Source organism: Avibacterium endocarditidis (genome assembly GCF_002921145.1).
Classification (GTDB): domain Bacteria; phylum Pseudomonadota; class Gammaproteobacteria; order Enterobacterales; family Pasteurellaceae; genus Avibacterium; species Avibacterium endocarditidis.
In genome coordinates, this window is the sequence record NZ_PQVI01000099.1 from 1 (window position 1) to 3,901 (window position 3,901).

The 3,901-nt window shown below is 38.3% G+C and carries 5 protein-coding genes and 1 pseudogene; 5 read left to right on the plus strand and 1 reads right to left on the minus strand.

What is annotated here, in order from left to right; translation table 11 throughout:
• The 5 genes from C3Z13_RS08000 to C3Z13_RS11700 form a co-directional block, all read left to right on the plus strand.
• On the plus strand, positions 1–770 hold a 770-nt coding region (locus tag C3Z13_RS08000; protein ID WP_281258783.1), incomplete at its 5' end, for an aromatic amino acid transport family protein.
• Between the two features lie 158 nt (positions 771–928).
• The gene (locus C3Z13_RS08005) at positions 929–1,234 is read left to right on the plus strand and encodes a hypothetical protein (RefSeq protein WP_103855575.1); all 306 of its coding nucleotides are present in this window, start codon (positions 929–931) and stop codon (positions 1,232–1,234) included.
• Positions 1,235–1,544: 310 nt separating this feature from the next.
• On the plus strand, positions 1,545–2,597 hold the full coding sequence (locus C3Z13_RS08010; protein WP_103855576.1) for a hypothetical protein: 1,053 nt from the start codon (positions 1,545–1,547) through the stop codon (positions 2,595–2,597).
• Positions 2,598–3,409: 812 nt separating this feature from the next.
• Positions 3,410–3,604, plus strand: coding sequence for a hypothetical protein (locus C3Z13_RS11535; protein ID WP_146256887.1), 195 nt, complete (start codon positions 3,410–3,412; stop codon positions 3,602–3,604).
• 19 nt (positions 3,605–3,623) lie between these two features.
• On the plus strand, positions 3,624–3,776 hold the full coding sequence (locus tag C3Z13_RS11700) for a hypothetical protein (protein ID WP_181022038.1): 153 nt from the start codon (positions 3,624–3,626) through the stop codon (positions 3,774–3,776).
• Positions 3,777–3,778: 2 nt separating this feature from the next.
• On the opposite strand, the pseudogene C3Z13_RS08020 reads toward C3Z13_RS11700, so the two are convergent.
• Positions 3,779–3,901 (minus strand): annotated as a pseudogene (locus C3Z13_RS08020) (IS1595 family transposase); the annotation flags it as partial.

Genomic DNA, 3,901 nt, shown 5'->3' on the forward strand with positions numbered 1-3,901 from the left:
TATTCGTGATTAAACTGGTGGCGTTTGTGTTGGTGTTGGCAATGATGTTGCCATTGGTAACAAGCGATAACTTGCTTGCAATGCCATTGAAAGATTTCTTGATTGTATCGGCAAGCCCTGTGTTCTTCACGTCATTTGGCTTCCACGTTATTATTCCTAGTATTAACAAATACTTAGATGGCGATATTAAACGTTTACGCATTGCTATTATCGGCGGAACGGCAATTCCATTAGTGGCCTATATTTTATGGCAAATGGCAACCCACGGCGTGTTCCCACAATCGGAATTCGTGCGAATTGTAAATAATGATCCAACCTTGAACGGCTTAATCAATGCGACATTCCAAGCCACAGGTAGCTCATTAATCAGTGGCGCGGTGAGAACATTCTCAACCCTTGCATTAGTAACCTCATTCCTTGGCGTGGCGTTATCGCTGTTTGACTGCTTAGACGATTTATTAAAACGTGTAAACATTAAAGCGCACCGTATTCAGCTAGGTTTATTAACCTTTATTCCACCGTTGGCATTTGCGCTATTCTACCCAGACGGCTTTATCGCCGCCCTTGGCTATGCAGGACAAATGTTCACCTTCTACGGCTTAGTATTGCCTGTGGGCTTGGCGTGGCGCGCAAGAAAACGTTATCCAGATTTACCATATCGCGTAATGGGCGGTGGTTTAGGCTTAATTCTTGCGCTGTTATTAGGTTTATTAATTATGAATGTGCCGTTCTTAATTCAAGCAGGTTATTTACCACAAGTGATTGGTTAATAAATTGATTTAACAGAAAATTTCACTTAAGCCGATCGTCAGATCGGCTTTTTTTATCCATATCACAAGCCTTACACCTAAAAAGCATTATTATTTTATTGAAACTAATTTTCAAAAATATAGAATTAGCAAAATTTATCTCACCTTTTTATCCTATTATGAATATCAGATTTACACCGATTGCAATGGCCGTTGCCCTTGCCTTACATAGCCCTTTGCTCTTTTCCCTTGATCGCCAAAGTGCGGTGGAAAAATTAAAAGATTTAGCCGAAAACTCACCAATAGAAGTCAATTGGCAAGACACCGATCGCACGGCGACAAGTGATTTTGTTAAACTTGCAAGAGCGATCCACGTTGATACCGGGGTGGATTTACGTTCTTTTAATGAAGGGGAAAAACGGACGAAAATAATCCGCCTGTGGATAGCACGGATACTGTGGAAGAAAACCGCCCTGAACCAATAGCTGATTCATAAAATACGCCAAAAGAAAAAATAGACGAAAATTCCACCGCACTTATTGATACTACGGAAGAACATCGTCCTGAACCAGCAGCTGATTTAGAAAATACATTAAAAGAAAAAACAGATGAAAATTCCACCGCTCTTGTGGATACTGCGGAAGAAAACCGCCCTGAACCAGCAACTGATTCAGAAAATACATCAAAAGAAAAAAAACAGATGAAAATTCCATCACTCTTGTAGATACAGCAAAAAACGGAGGTGCTGAAACCATAAATACGACCAAAACGGATAAAGACAATCCTAAGCATTTTGTGCGTCAATCTGATCCGAAATACTCCGGGTGGAGTGATGATGCGCGATTGCTTGATCAGGCTTTAGCAGAACTTGATAAGAAATACTACGCTGGAACACTCACTGCTGAGCAGGAAAAATGGGCCAATAAATTGGTGAATATCGATCGCCAACATTTTGCCGAGTATGTTTTTTATCAGGGCATTCAAACTTTCGCCCATCAGCAACAAGTGATGTTAAACGCACAACAAGGCGCAACACTAACTTGGTTAAATAATCTTGCTCAACATCAACAAAGCACTGTTTGGTTAACCCTAGACAATGCCAATATTGAGCCAGAATTAACTTATATTCATAACAAATCACGTTTTAATAATGTGGCAATTAATGGCTTGAAAGTGGAGGGCAAACATAAATTGGCCGCACGTTTAAGCAATCAAAGACATAACTATGAAGAACGTTACAAAGCGGTAACTAAATCCTTAAAAGAAAGATTTACCGAATTGCAACTCCGCTACGGCTATGCCTTATCGCCGCAAATTGAATTGTTCGGTGCGGTGAATTACGGCAAAGGTAAGCTGAAATACCAAAGCAGCTTTAATGCTGAACGCAACAACAATGAAGGCCGCACAACGGGCTATGGCGCCAATGTTGGAATGGCGTGGCGTTATCCGATTACGGCGAATTTAAGCTGGCACAATATGTTTGATCTTGCCTACGGATACAAAGAATTATCTCATTTGACAACGAGCAATGATGTTCAAATAAGTAAACTGAAAACCCAGTTTAGTAGTCTTGGTGCTGTTTCCCAGCTTAATTACCAATTCGGTAATATCAATCTTTTTGCTCACACGCGCGTGCAAAAAACCTTATCCAGCAAAACTAAAGGCGAGGCAAATTATTTCGGCGTACAAACTAAGGTAGATCAACGCAATAAGATTTACCCGAAAACTCAAGTACAGTTTGGTGCGGGCGTGAGTTACCAGCATCAGGGTTGGAAAGTGTCCACCAGTTTTAATACAGGTAATTACCGCCAACGTGATATCAATGCTGAAATAGGTTACACTTTCTAAGTGTTATACTTTGCTAACCGATAACAATCCGCACATTTCACATGCGGATTGTTATTCATCACTAATGTAACGAACCATGAATTTACCACCGACTAACAAAGCATATCTGTATTTGAAATGAGTTTTAAATCTTGACAATTTTTGGGGTTATTTCGCTGACTACAAGAATACTGTAATTCCCCCTATGTTTCAGATTACGATGAGCCAATTGTTCTAGCATTAGTTTACGAGGTTTTGTCCTGTTAGCTTGTTATATTGGCCGTTCTCACAGTTGTTTCTAGGGCAGAAAAGCATCTATTTCAGGCAGAACCAATTTTTATAGAAAACCCTGTCACTGACATTCCCCATACCTCATCACTCTCTCATTTTAAAAATAACACATTGATAAAATTGTAAATTTATCAAGCTTTATTTCCTGTTTTGATTGATTATAAAATTAATGTGTGACACTTTTTTTCGAGAGGATAATTCTTTTTTACTACCTAGAGCTCCAGAAGCATTTTGATAAAATAATGGAAATTTTCCTTTTCACTGGAGTTTGCTAGGATTCACAACGTAATTCATACACAAAGCAACTTTTGAGCATGCCTTAGATTCAAATACTTTGGTTATTTGTGGGTGATAGATTGTCAAAGCACGTGAATTGTCGAAAGTTATTGGCGAGTACGCGCAAAATTTACCTAAAAAAAGATTAATTGACATAAATTGAACAAAAATTTATATTATTAACAGTTATAAAAATGCAGTTAGGTATGCAATAGACAATTACTTGATTGCGTTTTAGTTTTGTTTTTTAACCTAGATGAACCAATATGACAAATAAATTTAGTTTAGTAACTTTAGGTATTTTGTCTTTTTGTGGAGTGGAAACTGCACAGGCTACAACTGAGATTGATGCTAGACGTGAAGAGATTATATTTTTTCACGTCAAGGTGAAACACAGCTCAAAGCCGCCATTCCCCAACTCAAGACGCTTTATCAACAAACTCATGATTGAAGGTACGTGATGATTTAATCGCATTACTTATGCGACAATCACGTTATGCTGAAGCCATTTCTTTTTGTGCTAATTGTACGCCAAATCAATATTCTGAAAATGAATTAGCGAATCTGGCACGTGCTTATCGCAATGAAAAGCAGTTTAAGCAATCCTTAAAATTTGGGGCTGTAGTAGATTAGCCCTAAATTTCACACCATTTTCGCAATATTTTTAACTGCTCTTTTGGTGGCCCAAAGTTAAACCGAAATTCACATTCCTTCAAGAATAAAGGAAAGTTTTTTCGGTTAATTCCATTATATTTTCG